This is a genomic window from Bacillus sp. WC2507 (assembly GCF_052656125.1).
On sequence record NZ_JBQXPN010000001.1, the window covers coordinates 1330771 to 1347677 of the forward strand.

General features: G+C 36.8%; 18 protein-coding genes and 1 other annotated feature (1 of these 19 running past the window's edge). Of the genes, 17 read left to right on the forward strand and 1 reads right to left on the reverse strand.

The features are described from left to right. Positions 1–42, forward strand: a binding site (T-box leader); it begins 178 nt to the left of the window's first position. A gap of 41 nt (positions 43–83) precedes the next feature. The 13 genes from alaS to ACUN28_RS07185 all read left to right on the forward strand — a co-directional run bounded on the left by alaS (position 84) and on the right by ACUN28_RS07185 (position 13003). After that, complete coding sequence (gene alaS / locus ACUN28_RS07125) at positions 84–2726, forward strand: alanine--tRNA ligase (protein ID WP_016080215.1); 2643 nt, start codon at positions 84–86, stop codon at positions 2724–2726. Between the two features lie 76 nt (positions 2727–2802). After that, a complete protein-coding gene (locus ACUN28_RS07130; RefSeq protein WP_000348590.1) occupies positions 2803–3069 on the forward strand; it encodes an IreB family regulatory phosphoprotein in 267 nt (88 codons plus the stop codon). A 3-nt stretch (positions 3070–3072) separates the two neighbouring features. Then, entirely contained in the window at positions 3073–3486 is a 414-nt protein-coding gene (gene ruvX / locus ACUN28_RS07135; RefSeq protein ID WP_001221202.1) for a Holliday junction resolvase RuvX, read from the forward strand. Positions 3487–3498: 12 nt separating this feature from the next. Then, complete coding sequence (locus tag ACUN28_RS07140; protein WP_000392245.1) at positions 3499–3777, forward strand: DUF1292 domain-containing protein; 279 nt, start codon at positions 3499–3501, stop codon at positions 3775–3777. A 218-nt stretch (positions 3778–3995) separates the two neighbouring features. Continuing rightward, on the forward strand, positions 3996–5066 hold the full coding sequence (gene mltG / locus ACUN28_RS07145) for an endolytic transglycosylase MltG (protein WP_033659776.1): 1071 nt from the start codon (positions 3996–3998) through the stop codon (positions 5064–5066). Positions 5067–5268: 202 nt separating this feature from the next. Beyond that, complete coding sequence (locus ACUN28_RS07150) at positions 5269–5910, forward strand: O-methyltransferase (RefSeq protein ID WP_016086185.1); 642 nt, start codon at positions 5269–5271, stop codon at positions 5908–5910. 7 nt (positions 5911–5917) lie between these two features. Further along, positions 5918–6847 (forward strand): peptidase U32 family protein, encoded by a 930-nt coding sequence (locus tag ACUN28_RS07155; RefSeq protein WP_016086186.1) that lies wholly within the window; start codon positions 5918–5920, stop codon positions 6845–6847. A gap of 18 nt (positions 6848–6865) precedes the next feature. Continuing rightward, entirely contained in the window at positions 6866–8146 is a 1281-nt protein-coding gene (locus ACUN28_RS07160; protein WP_000217975.1) for a peptidase U32 family protein, read from the forward strand. A gap of 18 nt (positions 8147–8164) precedes the next feature. After that, positions 8165–8803 carry a uridine kinase gene (gene udk / locus ACUN28_RS07165; RefSeq protein WP_000537082.1) on the forward strand — a complete coding sequence of 213 codons (639 nt, stop codon included), beginning with the start codon at positions 8165–8167 and terminating at the stop codon, positions 8801–8803. Positions 8804–9081: 278 nt separating this feature from the next. Then, positions 9082–9558: a transcription elongation factor GreA gene (greA, locus tag ACUN28_RS07170; RefSeq protein ID WP_000179964.1), complete on the forward strand. Its 477-nt coding sequence runs from the start codon at positions 9082–9084 to the stop codon at positions 9556–9558. A gap of 159 nt (positions 9559–9717) precedes the next feature. Further along, positions 9718–10398, forward strand: a complete 681-nt coding sequence (locus ACUN28_RS07175; RefSeq protein WP_016086187.1) for a hypothetical protein — start codon at positions 9718–9720, stop codon at positions 10396–10398. An 86-nt stretch (positions 10399–10484) separates the two neighbouring features. Then, positions 10485–12239 carry a peptidoglycan D,D-transpeptidase FtsI family protein gene (locus ACUN28_RS07180; RefSeq protein ID WP_016086188.1) on the forward strand — a complete coding sequence of 585 codons (1755 nt, stop codon included), beginning with the start codon at positions 10485–10487 and terminating at the stop codon, positions 12237–12239. Positions 12240–12355: 116 nt separating this feature from the next. Next, positions 12356–13003 (forward strand): YrrS family protein, encoded by a 648-nt coding sequence (locus ACUN28_RS07185; RefSeq protein ID WP_016086189.1) that lies wholly within the window; start codon positions 12356–12358, stop codon positions 13001–13003. Positions 13004–13038: 35 nt separating this feature from the next. Here ACUN28_RS07185 and ACUN28_RS07190 read toward each other — a convergent pair whose 3' ends face one another. Continuing rightward, positions 13039–13254, reverse strand: a complete 216-nt coding sequence (locus ACUN28_RS07190; protein WP_000010984.1) for a YrzA family protein — start codon at positions 13252–13254, stop codon at positions 13039–13041. A 136-nt stretch (positions 13255–13390) separates the two neighbouring features. On the opposite strand from ACUN28_RS07190, the gene ACUN28_RS07195 reads away from it, so the two are divergent. The 4 genes from ACUN28_RS07195 to ACUN28_RS07210 all read left to right on the forward strand — a co-directional run bounded on the left by ACUN28_RS07195 (position 13391) and on the right by ACUN28_RS07210 (position 16881). Continuing rightward, on the forward strand, positions 13391–14029 hold the full coding sequence (locus tag ACUN28_RS07195) for a class I SAM-dependent DNA methyltransferase (protein WP_016086190.1): 639 nt from the start codon (positions 13391–13393) through the stop codon (positions 14027–14029). Between the two features lie 14 nt (positions 14030–14043). Next, entirely contained in the window at positions 14044–14739 is a 696-nt protein-coding gene (gene mtnN, locus ACUN28_RS07200; protein ID WP_001217038.1) for a 5'-methylthioadenosine/S-adenosylhomocysteine nucleosidase, read from the forward strand. 82 nt (positions 14740–14821) lie between these two features. Beyond that, positions 14822–15745: an O-acetylserine dependent cystathionine beta-synthase gene (locus ACUN28_RS07205; protein ID WP_016086191.1), complete on the forward strand. Its 924-nt coding sequence runs from the start codon at positions 14822–14824 to the stop codon at positions 15743–15745. A 2-nt stretch (positions 15746–15747) separates the two neighbouring features. Then, positions 15748–16881 carry a bifunctional cystathionine gamma-lyase/homocysteine desulfhydrase gene (locus tag ACUN28_RS07210; protein WP_016086192.1) on the forward strand — a complete coding sequence of 378 codons (1134 nt, stop codon included), beginning with the start codon at positions 15748–15750 and terminating at the stop codon, positions 16879–16881. Positions 16882–16907: the final 26 nt, after the last annotated feature.

Genomic DNA, 16907 nt, shown 5'->3' on the forward strand with positions numbered 1-16907 from the left:
TCATAATTAGGGTGGTATCGCGAGTTAACTCTCGTCCCTTTTATAGGGGGCGGGAGTTTTTTATATTTAAGGAGGAAAATACAATGAAACAACTAACAGGCGCACAAATTCGTCAAATGTTTTTAGACTTTTTCCAAGAAAAAGGACATGCAGTAGAACCTAGTGCATCACTAGTTCCACATGAGGATCCATCTCTTTTATGGATTAACAGTGGTGTAGCAACATTAAAAAAATATTTTGATGGACGTGTAATCCCGCAAAATCCACGTATTACAAATGCTCAAAAATCAATTCGTACAAACGATATTGAAAACGTAGGGAAAACAGCTCGTCACCATACATTCTTTGAAATGTTAGGTAACTTCTCAATCGGTGATTACTTTAAAGAAGAAGCAATTACTTGGGCTTGGGAGTTCTTAACGAGCGACAAATGGATCGGATTCGATAAAGAATTACTATCAGTTACAATCCATCCAGAAGATGAAGAAGCATTCACAATTTGGAATGAGAAAATGGGTGTTCCGAAAGAGCGTATCATTCGCTTAGAAGAAAACTTCTGGGATATCGGTGAAGGACCAAGTGGACCGAATACAGAGATTTTCTATGACCGCGGAGAAGCTTACGGTAATGACTTTAGTGACCCAGAATTATATCCAGGCGGAGAAAACGAGCGTTACTTAGAAGTATGGAACCTTGTATTCTCTCAATTTAACCATAATCCAGACGGTTCATATACACCACTTCCTAAGAAAAACATCGATACAGGGATGGGTCTAGAGCGTATGACATCTATCGTTCAAGATGTGCCTACAAACTTTGACACAGACCTATTCATGCCAATGATTGGTGCAACAGAATCAATTTCTGGTGAGAAATATCGTAATGGTGACTTAGAAAAAGATATGGCGTTTAAAGTAATTGCTGACCATATCCGTACAGTAACATTCGCTGTTGGTGACGGTGCTCTTCCATCTAACGAAGGTCGTGGTTATGTATTACGTCGTTTATTACGCCGCGCGGTTCGTTATTCGAAGAAATTAAACATCAATCGTCCATTCATGTTTGAATTAGTGCCGGTTGTTGGAGAAGTAATGAAAGACTTCTACCCAGAAGTACTTGAAAAGAAAGATTTCATTGCAAAAGTTGTGAAAAACGAAGAAGAGCGTTTCCACGAAACACTTCATGATGGTGAAGCAATTTTAGCTGAAGTTATCACAAAAGCAAAAGAAGAAAAAACAACTGTTATTTCTGGAGTAGATGCGTTCCGTCTATATGACACATACGGTTTCCCGATTGAATTAACAGAAGAATATGCAGAAGAAGCTGGTATGACAGTTGATCATGAAGGCTTTGAAAATGAAATGGAAAAACAACGTGAGCGCGCACGTGCTGCTCGTCAAGACGTTGATTCTATGCAAGTTCAAGGCGGTGTCCTTGGAGAAGTGAAAGTAGCGAGCGAGTTCGTTGGTTACGGTACAGTTGCGACAGAAAGTAACGTTGTTGCACTTGTGAAAAACGGCGAATACACAGACAGCTTACAAGCTGGCGAAGAAGGACAATTAATGCTTGATGTAACACCATTCTATGCTGAGAGCGGCGGACAAATTGCAGACCGTGGTTACCTTCTTGCTGACGGCGTGAAAGTTCTTGTAAAAGACGTACAAAAAGCACCAAACGGTCAAAACTTGCACAAAGTTGTTGTTGAAGAAGGTACATTAACGAAAGATGCGGCTGTGAAAGCTATTATCGATACGAAAAACCGTAGTAGCGTTGTGAAAAACCATACAGCAACTCACTTACTACACCAAGCATTAAAAGACGTACTTGGAACGCATGTTAACCAAGCAGGTTCTCTTGTAACTTCTGAACGTTTACGCTTTGACTTCTCTCACTTCGGTCAAGTACAAGCTGACGAATTAGAAAAAATTGAGCGTATGGTAAACGAGAAAATTTGGGAAAGTATTGATGTTGAGATTTCTCAAAAAGCAATCGAAGAAGCGAAAGAAATGGGCGCAATGGCATTATTCGGTGAAAAATACGGTGATGTTGTACGCGTTGTACAAGTAGGCGATTACAGCTTAGAGCTTTGCGGTGGTTGTCACGTTGATAACACAGCTTCTATCGGTATTTTCAAAATCGTTGCTGAGTCTGGTATCGGTGCAGGAACTCGTCGTATTGAGGCGGTAACTGGTAAGTCTGCATACGAATTAATGAACGATCAAGTAGGTTTATTAAAAGAAGCAGCAGGAAAAATGAAAACAAATCCGAAAGATATTTTAACAAGAGTAGATGGTTTATTTGCTGAAGTAAAACAACTTCAAAAAGAAAACGAATCTCTTGCAGCAAAATTAAGCAATATCGAAGCTGGAAACTTAACTGATTCAGTAATGACAGTTGATGGCGTGAACGTATTAGCGGCAAAAGTAAATGTTGCAGATATGAACAACTTACGTACGATGATGGATGACCTTAAAAATAAATTAGAGTCTGCAGTTGTCGTATTAGCGTCTGTAAATGATGATAAAGTAAACATCTTAGCTGGCGTAACGAAAGATTTAATCAGCCAAGGATACCATGCGGGTAAACTTGTGAAAGAAGTAGCTTCTCGTTGCGGCGGCGGTGGTGGTGGCCGTCCTGATATGGCTCAAGCAGGCGGTAAAAACCCAGCGCAAGTTGAGGAAGCTTTAGCATTTGTACAAGAGTACGTTAAATCTGTTTCAAAATAAAGAGATAGTAGTGTACAATGGTAGGGAGAGGAGAAGTTCTTCTCCCTATACTTACTATATAAGTGAGGTGCTTGAAATGGACGGTTTTGATAAAACAATGAAGTTTAGCATTCAAGATGAAAAACAGAGTGTCCATGTAAATGATGTACTTTTAACTGTGTATGATGCACTTCAAGAAAAAGGCTATAATCCGATTAACCAAATCGTCGGTTATTTATTAAGTGGAGACCCAGCATACATACCTCGCCATAAAGATGCACGAAGCATCATTCGCAAGCTTGAACGTGATGAGTTAATTGAGGAGCTTGTGAAGTCTTACTTGAAACATCATCGTGAGGAGTAGTTTATGCGGATATTAGGTTTAGATGTAGGTACAAAAACAGTCGGAGTTGCAATGAGCGACGAAATGGGCTGGACAGCGCAAGGATTAGAAACAATTAAAATTAACGAAGAACGAGGTCACTTTGGTTTTGATCGTATTTCTGAGTTAGTAAAGCAGTACAATGTGGACAAAATAGTAGTAGGTTTACCTAAAAATATGAATGGTACAATTGGCCCACGTGGTGAAGCGTGCCAACAATTTGCAGAAAACCTACGAGAGCTGTTACAATTAGACGTTGTAATGTGGGACGAGCGTTTGTCAACGATGGCAGCGGAGCGTTTGCTCATTTCAGCTGATGTAAGCCGTAAGAAGCGAAAGCAAGTAATCGATAAGATGGCTGCAGTCGTAATCTTACAAGGATTTTTAGATAGTAAATAAGAGGTGACCAAAATGGAAGAAAATCAAATTACAATTGTAGACGAAAAAGGTAACGAACATTTATGTGAAATTATTTTCACTTTTGATGCTGAAAAATTTGGCAAAAAATCATACGTAGTCTTCTCTCCAATCGGAGAAGTAGACGAAGATGGAGACCCAATTTATGATGCAATGGCTTATGAGCAAAATGAAGAAGAGGGCGGAAGTTTACTTCCAATCGAATCTGAAGAAGAGTGGGAAATGGTACAAGAAATGTTCAACACTCTAGCTGATGAGCAAGAAGCTGAATAATAAGTACTAAAAGGTGGACGACATATAGTCCATCTTTTTTTATATGTAAAATGAAAGATTTTTTGTCGAAACCTTGTAATCCTTTGTAGTATAATGAGACGGATTGTAGAAAAATAAAATGTCTATCTAAAAAAGATAAATAAATTTATTGTGTTTTTATATCGTGTTGTATAGAAAGATATACGTACGGTCTACAATTTAATTAAGGAGGAAGAGTGTTGATAGAGAATCAAGTGAAAAAGAAGCGTAGACGCATTTTTTTATTTTCGATTATTGCACTGCTTTTAGTTTGTGGTTCAGTCTATGCGTATATTTCATCCGCATTAGGACCAGTTGATAGCGGGAATAAAAAAGAGATGGAAGTAGAAATTCCAAAAGGATCATCTACTAGTAAAATTGGTGAGATTTTAGAAGAAAAAGGTGCTGTGAAAAATGGTACAGTTTTTAGTTTTTATACAAAGGCTAAATCTAAAAATTTACAAGCGGGTACATATTTATTAAATCCTTCAATGAATGCCTCAGATGTTATTGAACAAATGTCATCTGGTAATGTACATCGTCCAGCTCTTTATAAAGTGACGATAAAAGAAGGGGCACAAGTAACTGAAATTGCAGAAACGGTTGCAAACGAATTAAAGTGGAATAAAGATGATGTCGTACGTCAATTAAACGATAAAGCATTTATTCAAAAAATGCAGCAAAAGTATCCGAAGTTGTTAACGGATAAAATCTTTGATAGCAATATTAAATATCCATTAGAAGGTTATTTATATCCTGCGACGTACTCTTTCTATAAAAAAGATACGACGTTAGAAGAAATCGTAATCCCAATGCTTGAGAAAACGAATGCAATCATTGTTCAAAATGAGGCGAAAATGAAAGCGAAAAACTGGGATGTTCACCAGCTTTTAACATTGTCTTCACTTATTGAAGAAGAGGCAACAGGCTTTACAGATCGTCAAAAGATTTCTAGCGTCTTTTATAATCGTTTAGCGAAAGGTATGCCACTGCAAACTGATCCAACGGTATTATACGCACTTGGAAAGCATAAACAACGTGTATTATATGAAGATTTAAAGATAAACTCACCGTACAATACGTATGTTGTGAAAGGATTGCCGATTGGTCCGATTGCGAACTCTGGCAAGCATTCAGTGGAGGCTGCATTAGAACCTGCGCAAACGGATTATTATTATTTCTTAGCTGCACCAACTGGTGAAGTGTACTATGCGAAAACATTGGAAGAGCATAATGCATTAAAGCAAAAATATATTACGAAAAAACAGTGAAATGGGGAGGGATAGCGAAAAAAGTCGCACATCCCTCTTTTTTGTGGTAAAATATATCGGGTTAAAAACTGGCAGAAGAATCGTTTTTAATATCAAAACGGGACGTACAAGCTAAGGGTGAAGCTGGCTTGTATTTTTATTGCATTCTATGTGTGAAAAGACGTCATAGAGGCACTTCTCCATGTAAATAAGGAGGACCATTATGGAGGATGCAGTTAACGAGTACCTATTATCATTTATTGATCCAAAAGATAAATTAATTCTTGAAATGGAAGACTATGCGAAAGAAAATCATGTGCCGATTATGGATCGACTTGGAATGGAATTTATGTTGCAATTTTTACGTTTAATTGGACCAAAAAGTATTTTAGAGCTTGGTACAGCAATTGGCTATTCTAGTATTCGTATGATGCAAGCTATTCCAAATTCTCGCATTGTGACAGTTGAGCGCAATCGCGAGCGATATGAAAAAGCACTTGAATATATAGACCGTTCACCAGTTAAAGAGCGTATTTCCGTTATTTACGGTGATGCGTTAGAAACAGGCGAACAAGTAGAAGAACATGGAACATTTGATGTTATTTTTATTGATGCAGCAAAAGGACAATATCGTCGCTTTTTTGACTTATATGAACCGTTATTAAATCCTGGTGGCGTAATTATTTCAGATAATGTTATGTACCATGGTCTTGTGACGACAAAAGAGAAAATTGAAAACAGACGTACACGTGGTTTAATCCGTCGTATTAAGACGTACAATGAATGGCTTATGAACCATGAAGGATATGATACAACGATTTTCCCAATTGGTGATGGAGTAGCTGTTAGTAAAAAGAGAGGGTGACCAAGGTATGAAGAAACCTGAATTGTTAGTAACGCCAAAAGAAGTGGCGGATATCGAACCTCTTGCGAAAGCAGGAGCAGATGCGGTAATGATCGGTGAGCAAAAGTTTGGTTTACGTTTAGCAGGGGAATTTTCACGTGAAGATGTGAAACAAGCTGTGAAGATTGCACATGAAAATGGTGTAAAAGTATACGTAGCAATGAACGCTATGTTCCACAACGATAAAGTAGAAGAATTAACAGATTATGTTGCATTTTTAAACGAAGTAAGTGTAGATGCAATTGTCTTCGGGGATCCAGCAGTATTAATGGCCGTTCGCGAAGTAGCGCCAAATATGCAGTTGCACTGGAATACAGAAACAACAGCAACAAACTGGTTCACTTGTAACTACTGGGGACAAAGAGGAGCAAAACGCGCTGTATTAGCTCGTGAGCTTAGCTTAGATGAAATTGTTGAATTAAAAGAAAATGCTGAAGTGGAGCTTGAAGTACAAATTCACGGTATGACTTGCATGTTCCAATCAAAGCGTTCGCTAGTAGGAAACTACTTTGAGTATCAAGGGCGTAATCTTGACATTGAAAAGAAAAAATATGAAGAGAATATGTTCTTATATGACCCAGAGCGTAACAATAAATATCCAATTTATGAAGATGAAAATGGTACTCATATTATGAGTCCAAACGATATTTGTTTCATCGATGAATTAGAGGAACTAATTGATGGTGAAGTAGATAGCTTAAAAATTGATGGTGTACTAAAAAGCTCTGCATACATTATTGAGGTAACGAAGAAATATCGTAAAGCAATTGATTTATGTGTAGAAGATCGTGATGCGTATTATGACGTGAAAGCCGATTTATATAAAGAGATAGAAGAAATGCAACCGGTAAATCGTCCGTTAGATACAGGATTCTTCTTTAAAGAGACGGTTTACTAAACGAGGAGGGTGTAGGAAATGACTGTACAAGAAATTTCACGAGTAATCGATGGCAAACGCGTTATTGTGAAGAAACCTGAACTGTTAATCCCTGCGGGTAACTTAGAAAAATTAAAAGTAGCTATCCATTATGGGGCAGATGCTGTATATTTAGGTGGACAAGAATTTGGTCTTCGTTCGAATGCAGGTAACTTTACACTGGAAGAAATGGCAGAAGGTGTGAAATTTGCAAAGAAATATGGAGCAAAAATATATGTAACAACAAATATCTTTGCACATAATGAAAATATGGACGGGCTAGAGGAATATTTAAAAGGGATTGAAAAAGCTGGCGTAACGGGAATTATCGTTGCTGATCCGCTTATTATTGAGACTTGTAAACGTGTAGCGCCTTCTGTTGAAGTACATTTAAGTACACAACAATCACTATCCAACTGGAAAGCAGCACAGTATTGGAAAGAAGAAGGTTTACATCGTCTTGTATTAGCTCGTGAAGCAAGCTATGAAGAAATGAAAGAAATTAAAGAAAAAGTGGATATTGAAATTGAAGCATTCGTCCATGGTGCAATGTGTATCGCATATTCAGGCAGATGTACGTTAAGTAACCATATGACGGCACGTGACTCTAACCGTGGTGGTTGTTGTCAATCTTGCCGCTGGGACTATGATTTGGTTCAAACAGTATCACAACATAAAGATGCAAAAGAGCTGCCTCTATTCCAAGAAGAAGATGCTCACTTTGCAATGAGTCCAAAAGACTTAAATTTAATTTTATCAATTCCGAAAATGATTGAAATTGGAATTGATAGTTTAAAGGTTGAAGGACGTATGAAATCAATCCATTACGTAGCGACTGTAGCGACTGTATACCGTAAAGTAATTGATGCATATTGTGCGGATCCGGATAACTTTGAGTTTAAACAAGAATGGTTAGATGAGCTGGATAAATGTGCAAATCGTGATACAGCTCCTGCATTCTTTGAAGGGGTTCCAGGACATCAAGAGCAAATGTTTGGAAATCATAGTAAGAAAACAACGTATGATTTCGCTGGTTTAGTGTTAGATTATAATGAAGAAACGGGCATCGTAACGATTGAGCAACGTAATCATTTCAAACCAGGACATGAAGTGGAGTTCTTTGGGCCAGAAATAGAAAACTTTACGCAGACGGTGGAGAAAATTTGGGATGAGGATGGAAACGAATTAGATGCAGCGAGACATCCGTTGCAAATCGTGAAATTCAAAGTGGATCAACCAGTGTATGTGAATAATATGATGCGCAAAAGCATACTTCAATAAGAAAGAGTTGATAGTCGAATGGGGACGAATAAGCCTGTTGTAATTGGAATTGCTGGTGGTTCGGGATCAGGTAAAACGAGTGTAACGAAAGCGATTTTTGACCATTTTAAAGGTCATTCTATTTTAATCTTAGAGCAAGATTATTATTACAAAGATCAAAGCCATTTACCAATGGAAGAGCGTTTAAAAACAAATTATGATCATCCGCTTGCGTTTGATAATGATCTGTTAATTGAACATTTGCAGCAGTTACTTGCATATGAGCAAATTGATAAGCCTGTATATGACTATACATTGCATACGCGTTCAGAAGAAGTTATTCCAGTTGAGCCGAAAGATGTAATCATTTTAGAAGGAATTCTTATTTTAGAAGACCCACGTCTTTGTGAGTTAATGGACATTAAGCTATTTGTTGATACAGATGCAGATCTTCGTATTTTACGCCGCATGCAGCGTGATATTAAAGAGCGCGGTCGTACGATGGATTCAGTTATTGATCAATACGTAAGTGTTGTACGTCCAATGCACAATCAATTTATTGAGCCTTCTAAGAAATTTGCGGATATTATTATCCCTGAAGGTGGACAAAACCATGTTGCAATTGATATTATGGTGACAAAAATTGCAACAATTCTTGAACAAAAAGTAAATTTGTAATAGCATAGTAAAAGATATACGATAGGAAGGGATTTTTTCCCGTCCTATCGAATACAATGAAACATGCAACCTCATCTATATATAGGTGAGGGCATATTTATATCAACTTTCCATACATATCTTCTTTATATAAAGAAGAATTGGGAATACGGGGTTGTATGTGACAACTCCGCTAGTACAGGCGTGCTAGAAACCTCCGCTATACATATAAGTGGGGGAGTTTTCATATGGAACTCCTCTTTTTTTCGGGGGATTGGTATATAAAAGGAGTGGAAAATATGGCAACAGAAAAAACATACCCTATGACGCAAGAGGGTAAGCAAAAGCTAGAGAACGAACTTGAAGATTTAAAAACGGTAAAACGTAAAGAGGTTGTAGAGCGAATTAAGATTGCGCGTAGCTTCGGAGATCTTTCTGAGAACTCTGAGTACGATGCAGCAAAAGATGAGCAAGCGTTCGTAGAAGGACGTATTACACAATTAGAAAACATGATTCGTAACGCAGTTATCATCACAGATAACGGTGAAGAATCTACAGTTGTTACATTAGGTAAAACAGTAACATTTAAAGAGTTACCAGGTGGAGATGAAGAATCTTACACAATCGTAGGTAGCGCAGAAGCAGATCCATTTGAAGGAAGAATTTCTAACGATTCTCCAATTGCAAAAAGCTTATTAGGTAAGCAAATTGGTGAGAAGGTAGCAATCCAAACTCCAGGTGGAGAAATGCAAGTAGAGATTATCTCTGTAAAATAAAAAAGATTCTCCCGATGGGAGAATCTTTTTTATTTTATTTGTAGAACGAAAAAATTGTATAAACATTCGAATGGTTCGACAAAAAATGTCAAAAAATCACCTGAAGCTTTGATATCATAATTAGGAACTATAGGTTTTAAAGGGGAAAAGGGGATAATTATGAAACATAGAATTTTTACAGGACTGGTTTGTAGTATATCTATATTAGCGCTTGCTGCGTGCGGAACGAATGAGGAAACTACATCATCGAAGGGCGAAAAAGTAAAGCAAGAAGAAAAAAAGGATACTAGAGCAACTGAGAGTTCAAAAAGCGTAGAAAATCCACGAGAAAAAAAGGAATTTGATGAATTTGATTTAGCATATCAATTAGCTATTGTCATGAAAATATTTCAAGATGTAACAATTAAGTACGATTATGCGATTGGGAATCCAGATTATTTATTGCGAGATTCGATGGATCAAAAAACAATAGATGACATGAAGAATATGTTGCAAGAACAGGCGAAGAATAATGATAAAATTTTAAAGGATGAAGTGAATCAAGCATATACATATTTAAAACAATCGAAAGTAAGTAATAAAGATGATATTCAAAAAATAATAGATGCACAAAATAATTACTTACAAATTGTAGATAAGATGATTGTTTGTATTGATTCTGTAACAGTCGAGAATGCAAAAGAAAAAAGAAATGAAATGAATAATTTAAGTAAGGAATATTTAAAAGTAGCGGCTAACGTAACAACTACTGTAATCGAAGTTGCCAAAAATAATGGAGTGAATGAAACAGAATTTAGATCGCTTCTTCTGAAATTTCTAGAGAAGCCAAAGAAGCAATAATAGCATATATAATACCTATTTTAATTTAGGGCTTGTATAAATAAAATAGTACCTCGTCTAAACTACAATAGACGAGGTGTTTTTTTATGAAAATAAAGCGGAGAATTACAATTGTTTTAATTTGTTTTATATGTGTCATGTTTATATTACTTTGTCGTTTAATTCAAATACAAATTATAGGTACGGAATCATTTACTAGTCGCAAGATAAATTTAATCGAAAAAAGTGTTACACAACGGACGCAATCCATTACGGTAGATGATGGACGAGGCCATTTTATAGATCGGAACGGTAAGGAAATAGGTGAGAAAAAGTATCCTGTTTTAATTGTTTTTCCATTTCTACAAATAAAAAATGACATGTTAGAGAAAATTGCGCATATCATTGGTGTGTCGAGACAAGAGATTGAAAGTCAAATGAAAGATAAGAAAAGTGCATTTATCATGCGAAGAGGAAATGGGCCATTTCGCTTGGCACGAGAGCAGATGGAGAAGGTCAATCAATTAAATGTATTAGGTATTGTAGCAGCTGAAGTTCGTTTACGGCAAACAGGCGTGATGAATCATTTAATTGGCGATGTGGGTGAGAATGAACGAGAATTTCAAAAACGATACGGAGAAGTAAGAAAAATTTCAAAGCAAACGCCAATTGGCATTTCAGGATTGCAGCAATCGTTTGATGAATTTCTTTTGACCGATGGAGAGGCAAAAGTATTGTATCAGGTTGACCGACAAGGAGAACCGATTTTTGGAAAACAAGCGAAATATACGTCGCCTGGAAATCCATTTTATCCAGTGACGATTCAAACTACTTTACATAAAGGGTTACAGCAAAAAGCAGAAGAAGTGGTTGAAGCAAGCGAAATAAAGAAGGGGGGATTAGTGTTACTTGATGTAAAGAAAAATGAAATTTTAGCGATGGTCAGTAAACCATCTGTACAGGTGAAAGATGAGCGTTTATATAAAACTACACTTGAAAATCAAATGTTAACACCACATTTTCCCGGTTCTGTTTTTAAAACAATAGTTGCAGCGGCAGTGATTGATCAAAATGAAAATGTGTTTAATCGTACATTTAATTGTAATAAAGATTTATATGGTGAAGAACACCCACAAGTTATGATGGGTACACTTAGTTTTAAAGAGAGCTTTGCTAGAAGCTGTAACAGGACATTTTCAGAGTTAGGTAACGAGCTAATGCAAAAGGATAAGATGGTGTTAGAAACTTACGTAGCAGCTTTAGGAGGCGCTGGTAAGGTTGGATGGAAAGGTTCTGTATTTCATACAACTCATTTTGAGCAGATGCCAGAGGAGAAGAGTGTTACCATTTGGGAAAGTGAAGGAAATAAGAGTAGTAAAAAGGCGGTAGCGCAAACAGCAATTGGACAGAAAGATGTACGCATGTCACCTCTAGCGATTGCAAATATGATGGCGACGATTGCTAGAGATGGAGAAAAGATGGAAGTGAAAGCTGTTGAAAAGATAATGTATAAAAATGGAACAGACTTTTATACATTTGAAGACCATACATTAGATGGAAAACAGCTTTCGTATGAAGCGGTGAAAACATTACAAGAGTTATTAAGGGGCGTTGTAACAACAGAGAAAGGAACAGGAGCAGCGTTCAGGTCGTTACCACTAAGTGTCGCCGGAAAATCTGGGACAGCGCAAACAGGAAAAGGGACGAAAGTGAATCGTTGGTTTGCAGGTTATTTTCCCTATGAAAATCCAAGATATGCTTTAGTTGTCGTGGATATAGAAACGAATAGCAATGTAAATAAAGTTACACCTATTTTCAAAGCTATCGTAGAATCAATCTATCGATTAGAGAATGAAAAGTAATCTTGCAATTCATAGTGAAATGTTTTCATTTCGTGAAAATATTATTGTAAATGTTCAACCTTTCTAGATTTAATGTTACAATAGCAAGTATGAAAAACTGCATGGAGGTTTGAAGAATGGCAGGAGGATCTAGATTCCAACAGAAACAACAAAAACGTCGTCAAAACGGTGTTTTAAATATTGCAATTGCAATTGTATTAATATTAGTAGCTATTGTATCATATCAATTGTTTGTTCCTGAAAGAAAAGAACAAGCGTCTTCTAGTGATAAAAAAGTAGCTCAGCAAACAACGAAAGAGAATAAGGCTGAGAAAGCTAAAGGTAAAGAAGAAACGAAGAAGAACGAGCAAGATAAGGTAGATGCTAAGAAGAAGGAAGAAGAGAAGCAAAAGGCTGACGAAGAACAGAAAAAAGCTGAAGAAGAAGCGAAAGCTAACGAGAAAGTACCAGCTGAAAAAACACAGCCAAAGGCAACTGACGCTTATACGAAATCTTCTTGGAAGCCAGTAGGTACAGAGCAAGGTGCGACACCTGCGATGACGTTTAAAAAAGGTACAGCAGATTGGAATGAGATGAATCAAGCTATTTCAGCTGCAATTGACGTTCCAGTAGAGCAATTAGTTATCCATAGAATTGGAAATAACGGTAAGAATAAAGCTTACGGTAACGTACAAGATAAACAATCAGGAAAAAAATATTATGTGAATATTGATTGGGTAGAAAATGAGGGCTGGAAACCAGTACTTGTTCAAAACCTAAACTAAAAAAGAGAGGCTCCTAAGGAGCTTCTCTTTTTTAGTTAGCGTAATTTCTTTAATTTAAAATGAACAACCGCGCTATAATATGGTCTTTTGCTTTCGGGATCCATAACCATTTGATGCGAGATGTGATGAACTTCAAGCATAAGTGCTTTATTATTATCGATTTGTTCACTAATTTTTCGTTCTAAAGAAGCTAAGTCTCCCGCTTCAAAAAATTCTACTTTATCTTCTAACATTTCAAAGGTAAATGACATGAAGACGGCCCCTCTCCTATGTAATCAACTATAGTGTAACAAAGAAAAGAAGGAAATACCACGTACATTTCAATTGACATTTTTCGAAAGAGGGAATATCATACTGATAAAACCGATAAGAAAAAGGGGAATTTTTATGGGGACAGAATTTAATGGTTTATTTGATGAGTGGGCTCATACGTACGACTCATTTGTACAAGGCGAAGATATACAATATAAAGAAGTTTTCGCCCGTTATGAGGACATTCTAGAGGATGTAGTTAACAAGTCATTTGGTAATGTTTTAGAATTTGGTGTTGGTACTGGCAATTTAACAAATAAATTATTATTTGCTGGCCGCACAGTTTACGGTATAGAGCCGTCACGTGAAATGCGCATGATTGCAAAAGAGAAATTGCCAAAAGAGTTTTCCATTACAGAAGGTGATTTTCTTTCGTTTGAAGTCCCAAATTCAATTGATACCATAGTAAGCACCTATGCATTTCATCATTTAACAGATGATGAAAAAAATGTAGCGATTGCGAAGTATAGTCAATTGCTAAACAAAGGTGGTAAAATAGTGTTTGCTGATACGATATTTGCAGATCAAGATGCATATGATAAAACTGTTGAAACAGCAAAACAAAGAGGTTTTCATCAGTTAGCAAACGATTTGCAAACGGAATACTATACACGTATTCCGGTCATGCAGTCTATTTTTGAAAACAATGGTTTCCATGTAACGTTTACGAGATTAAATCATTTCGTTTGGGTAATGGAGGCAACTAAGCAATAGAAAGAGGGATTAGATTGAGAATTGCTGTAATTGGAGCAATGGAAGAAGAAGTACGTATTTTACGTGACAAATTAGAACAAGCAGAAACAGAAACGGTTGCGGGTTGTGAATTTACGAAAGGACAATTAGCAGGACATGAAGTAATCTTGTTAAAGTCTGGTATTGGTAAAGTAAATGCAGCGATGTCAACGACAATTTTATTAGAAAGATATAAGCCTGAAAAAGTAATTAATACTGGTTCAGCTGGTGGATTCCATCATTCTCTAAATGTTGGAGATGTAGTTATTTCAACAGAAGTTCGTCATCATGACGTAGATGTTACAGCATTTAACTATGAGTATGGTCAAGTACCAGGAATGCCGCCTGGATTCAAGGCAGATGAAGCATTAGTTGCATTAGCTGAGAAATGTATGCAGGCAGAAGAAAATATTCAAGTTGTAAAAGGTATGATTGCAACAGGTGATTCATTTATGAGTGATCCAAACCGCGTTGCAGCAATTCGTGATAAATTTGAAGACCTTTATGCAGTAGAAATGGAAGCAGCAGCTGTTGCACAAGTATGCCACCAATATGAAGTTCCGTTTGTTATTATTCGTGCACTTTCTGATATTGCTGGTAAAGAGTCTAATGTTTCATTTGATCAATTTTTAGATCAAGCAGCTCTTCATTCTACAAACTTTATTGTAAAAGTACTAGAAGAGTTAAAGTAATGTAACAAAAAGGCAACTGTCTCATATAAAGAAAATACATACAGTTGCCTTTTCTTTATTGGCAAATAAGGGGGAGAACACGATGAATGTATATCGTGGAGTTCATGAGTTAATTGGTCATACACCAATTGTAGAAATTACTCGTTTTTCACTTCCAGAAGGGGTCCGTTTATTTGCGAAGCTTGAATTTTATAACCCAGGTGGAAGCGTTAAGGATCGCTTAGGAAGAGAATTAATCGAAGATGCGCTAGAAAAAGGGCTTGTTACCCAGGGTGGAACAATTATTGAACCGACTGCTGGAAATACTGGTATTGGACTGGCACTTGCAGCGTTAGAACATGATTTACGCGTTATTGTTTGTGTACCAGAGAAATTTAGTATTGAAAAACAAGAATTAATGAAAGCACTAGGCGCAACGGTCGTGCATACACCGACTGAGCAAGGAATGACCGGTGCAATTGCAAAAGCGAAAGAGTTAGTAAATGAAATACCGAATTCATACTCTCCAAGTCAGTTTGCAAATGAAGCAAACCCTCGTGCTTATTTCAAAACATTAGGTCCTGAACTTTGGGATGCATTGAACGGAGAGATTAACATATTTGTTGCAGGAGCAGGAACTGGTGGTACATTCATGGGGACTGCATCTTATTTGAAAGAAAAAAATGTAGATATAAAAACGGTTATTGTGGAACCAGAAGGATCTATTTTAAATGGTGGTAAAGCTGGTTCACATGAAACGGAAGGGATTGGCCTTGAATTCATCCCGCCATTTTTGAAAACATCGTATTTTGATGAAATTCATACAATTTCTGATCGAAATGCATTTTTACGAGTGAAGGAATTAGCGCAAAAAGAAGGACTGCTTGTTGGGAGCTCTTCAGGAGCAGCATTTCATGCAAGTTTACTTGAAGCAGAGAAAGCGGCACCAGGTACAAATATTGTAACGATTTTTCCCGATAGTAGTGAGCGCTATTTAAGTAAAGACATATACAAAGGATGGGAATAAAAATGAGAGCAAAGACAAAGTTAATTCATGGTATTCGCATAGGAGAACCTTCAACTGGATCTGTAAACGTACCGATCTATCAAACAAGTACGTACAAACAAGAAGCAGTTGGTAAACATCAAGGATATGAATATTCACGTACAGGTAACCCAACACGTGCAGCTTTAGAAGAAATGATTGCTGTATTAGAAAACGGCCATGCGGGATTTGCATTTGGCTCAGGAATGGCTGCTATTACAGCGACAATTATGTTGTTCTCAAAAGGTGACCACGTTATTTTAACTGATGATGTTTATGGTGGAACGTACCGCGTTATCACGAAAGTATTAAACCGTTTCGGTATTGAGCATACATTTGTAGATACAACAAACTTAGAGGAAGTTGCAGAAGCGATTCGTCCAAATACGAAAGCGGTTTATGTAGAAACACCAACGAATCCATTACTAAAAATTACTGATATTAAAAAAATATCTACTCTTGCTAAAGAGAAAGATTTATTAACAATTATTGATAACACATTCATGACGCCATATTGGCAGTCGCCGATTTCTTTAGGAGCAGACATTGTACTTCATAGTGCAACGAAATATTTAGGAGGTCATAGTGACGTAGTTGCAGGTCTAGTAGTTGTAAATAGCCCGCAATTAGCAGAAGATCTTCACTTTGTGCAAAATTCAACAGGAGGCATTCTTGGCCCACAAGATAGCTTCTTACTACTTCGTGGTTTAAAAACATTAGGAATTCGAATGGAAGAACATGAAACGAATTCACGTGCAATTGCTGAGTTTTTAAATAACCATCCAAAAGTAAATAAAGTATATTATCCAGGTCTTGAGTCACATCAAAACCATGAATTAGCAACAGAACAAGCAAATGGATTTGGCGCTATTATCTCATTTGATGTAGATAGCGAAGAAACATTAAATAAAGTACTTGAGAAATTACAATACTTTACACTTGCTGAAAGTTTAGGAGCAGTAGAAAGTTTAATTTCTATTCCATCTCAAATGACACATGCATCAATCCCAGCAGATCGCCGCAAGGAATTAGGAATTACAGATACATTAATTCGTATTTCTGTCGGTATTGAAGACGGCGAAGATTTAATTGAAGATCTAGCACAAGCGCTAGCATAATAAAAATGCACTGCTAATATAGGCAG

Coding starts and splice junctions, on each gene's coding strand:
- ACUN28_RS07210 (WP_016086192.1), top strand. CDS start 15,748: ATGAGAGCAAAGACAAAGTTAATTCATGGTATTCGCATAGGAGAACCT.
- udk (WP_000537082.1), top strand. CDS start 8,165: ATGGGGACGAATAAGCCTGTTGTAATTGGAATTGCTGGTGGTTCGGGA.
- ruvX (WP_001221202.1), top strand. CDS start 3,073: ATGCGGATATTAGGTTTAGATGTAGGTACAAAAACAGTCGGAGTTGCA.
- ACUN28_RS07155 (WP_016086186.1), top strand. CDS start 5,918: ATGAAGAAACCTGAATTGTTAGTAACGCCAAAAGAAGTGGCGGATATC.
- ACUN28_RS07180 (WP_016086188.1), top strand. CDS start 10,485: ATGAAAATAAAGCGGAGAATTACAATTGTTTTAATTTGTTTTATATGT.
- ACUN28_RS07160 (WP_000217975.1), top strand. CDS start 6,866: ATGACTGTACAAGAAATTTCACGAGTAATCGATGGCAAACGCGTTATT.
- ACUN28_RS07175 (WP_016086187.1), top strand. CDS start 9,718: ATGAAACATAGAATTTTTACAGGACTGGTTTGTAGTATATCTATATTA.
- ACUN28_RS07140 (WP_000392245.1), top strand. CDS start 3,499: ATGGAAGAAAATCAAATTACAATTGTAGACGAAAAAGGTAACGAACAT.
- ACUN28_RS07190 (WP_000010984.1), bottom strand. CDS start 13,254: ATGTCATTTACCTTTGAAATGTTAGAAGATAAAGTAGAATTTTTTGAA.
- ACUN28_RS07185 (WP_016086189.1), top strand. CDS start 12,356: ATGGCAGGAGGATCTAGATTCCAACAGAAACAACAAAAACGTCGTCAA.
- ACUN28_RS07130 (WP_000348590.1), top strand. CDS start 2,803: ATGGACGGTTTTGATAAAACAATGAAGTTTAGCATTCAAGATGAAAAA.
- alaS (WP_016080215.1), top strand. CDS start 84: ATGAAACAACTAACAGGCGCACAAATTCGTCAAATGTTTTTAGACTTT.
- ACUN28_RS07205 (WP_016086191.1), top strand. CDS start 14,822: ATGAATGTATATCGTGGAGTTCATGAGTTAATTGGTCATACACCAATT.
- greA (WP_000179964.1), top strand. CDS start 9,082: ATGGCAACAGAAAAAACATACCCTATGACGCAAGAGGGTAAGCAAAAG.
- ACUN28_RS07195 (WP_016086190.1), top strand. CDS start 13,391: ATGGGGACAGAATTTAATGGTTTATTTGATGAGTGGGCTCATACGTAC.
- ACUN28_RS07150 (WP_016086185.1), top strand. CDS start 5,269: ATGGAGGATGCAGTTAACGAGTACCTATTATCATTTATTGATCCAAAA.